Annotated in this window: 2 protein-coding genes; both read left to right on the top strand. The window is 59.2% G+C overall.

The genetic code is table 11. The features are described from left to right. Positions 1 to 1503: C1q-like domain-containing protein (locus H2Z84_RS14535; RefSeq protein ID WP_220272856.1), on the top strand; the 1503-nt coding region annotated here is incomplete at its 5' end. Next, the gene (locus H2Z84_RS14530; RefSeq protein WP_181836626.1) at positions 1503 to 2006 is read left to right on the top strand and encodes an XkdW family protein; all 504 of its coding nucleotides are present in this window, start codon (positions 1503 to 1505) and stop codon (positions 2004 to 2006) included. The genes H2Z84_RS14535 and H2Z84_RS14530, both read left to right, overlap by 1 nt. Positions 2007 to 2143: the final 137 nt, after the last annotated feature.

Raw genomic sequence — 2143 nt, 5'->3', positions numbered from 1 at the left:
TCGATCAACTACCTGATCGAAGCCTCCTATGCTGACGTCGATTCAAACCCGGTGCTGCTGCCGTACTACAACAGTGCTAGCCCTTCATCGCCTTACAGTGGCCAGGGCAACAACGGCCTGACGCAGCCGACAGCACGCAAGGGCACCGTGGTACTGACCGCCAAGGCAGGCGTTCCGGCTGCTACGGGTAGCCAGACCACGCCCGTACCTGACTTCGGCAACGTCGGTCTATACGTGGTGACAGTCGCCTACGGCCAGACCCAGATCACCGCCGGCAACATCAGCCAGTATGCGGCCGCGCCGTTTATCAGCCTGGTGAACATGGGGCAGGTTCAGACCCAAGCCGGCACCGCATTCCAGGCAGGGGGCACAGCCCCAGCCTACACGCTGGCCCCGTCGCCAGCGATTACTGCGTACGCCAGCGGACAGCGTTTCCGGGTTGCGTTTGGCGCAGCCGGCACAACAGGATCGAATACGCTGAACATCAGTGGCTTGGGTGCGGTATCGCTGAAGCAGTACGGCCCTGACGGCACGCTGGTGCCGGCTGTCATTCCGGGGCCGATGCTGTCGGATGTGGAATACAACGGCACTGTGGCCATCGTGCTGGACCCGGTGGTCACTGGTTTTTCCAGCCTGCAGTCGCTGACGGCAGTGGCCGCATCCAACGCACTGACAGTCACCCTTCCGCCGGGAGCGCAGGCGTATCGCAGTGCAACGCTTGCCAACGGCGCAACGACTAGCCTGTCCAATGCTGCCGCACTGACTCTGACCATCCCGACCGGCGCGACGCTGGGGATGGGTAACGGCCTGCAAGGTCAGATTGCAGTGCTTGAACTTTACGCTGGTGGCACTCCCCAGCTCGCTGTCTGCAACGCTGCTGGCGTGGTGGATCTGTCCGAAACCGGCCTTGTCAGCACTACCGCTATCGGTGCCGGTTCTACTTCGTCCAGCACGATCTACAGCACCACTGCGGTGACGAACAGCCCATATCGCTTGGTCGGCTACATCACGCTGACTGAAGCCACGGCAGGCACCTATGCCAGCCAGCCGACGAACGTTATTTCAGCGGGCGGAATCGCCGGCCTGGCACCGGCTGTGATGCTGAAGGGGCTGATGTCGAACTTTTCAGCAACTGGCAATAGTCAGAGCATTTCAGCATCGACGAATACGGCGATCATCTGCAACACGAAGGCGTCTGACGATCTGGGCGAATACAGTACAAGTACAGGCAGGTTTACTGCGACCAATACCGGAACCTATATTTTTGCAGGCAACGTGCACGGCACATCAGTGACTAACGCACAGCGTATTTTGATGCTGTATGTGAATGGTGTTGAACGATACCGACTGCAAGAAATATTTTCTGCGTCCGGCAACGCCGGGATTGCTGGATCATCCATCCCTATTCAATTGAACGCTGGCGACTATGTGCAGATGTACTACTTCTACGGCTCGACTGATACATTGAACGGTGCCACTTTCAGCGGCTGGAGGATCAAATAATGGCCCTAATTGACGGACTGAAATATCTATTTCCGGCGGCGGTTCCAGGCGTCGATTATGTGCTGCAAAACGACGGTGAGGGCGACTACATCAAGGCCTGGAATTTGACAGCTACCCAGCCCTCTGCAGCGGCCATCTCCACCGCTGAGACTGCTGCATTGCTGAGTACCGCCCGGGCGACCCAGCTCTCTGCCCTCGCGGCTGCATTTGCAACCGCCTCCACTGCAGATGTGACCGATAGCGCAGGTCTCACCTGGACCGGCGGTTTCGACTCTGCACAGAAGATCTACGGTGCGGCGCAGCTGGCGCAGGCTGCAGGCGCTGCCAGCGTGACAATCTTCGACGCCAGCAATGCCGGCCACTCGCTGACCATTGCCCAAGCTACGGCGGCGGCTGCAGCGGTTGGTGCAGCTTACCAAGCCGTCTTCGCCAAGTATCAGGGGCTGAAAGTGCAGATTGCCAGCGCCACAACCATCAAGGCCGTACAGGCAATCACCTGGTAATCCACCGCAGCTAAATCGACAAGCCCGCCCCGTGCGGGCTTTTTTTGTGCCCCGGGAGGGCCTATGTCTGAAGAAAAAAACGAGCTGCAGCAGGATCGCACCCTGACCGATGCCGATGTGGACGCGATCATCGACCG

It is taken from the genome of Aquitalea aquatica (genome assembly GCF_013911085.1).
In the GTDB taxonomy this organism is placed as follows: Bacteria; Pseudomonadota; Gammaproteobacteria; order Burkholderiales; family Chromobacteriaceae; genus Aquitalea; species Aquitalea aquatica.
Note: the sequence above shows the minus strand (reverse complement) of the source record. Positions and strands in the feature narration are given on the sequence as shown.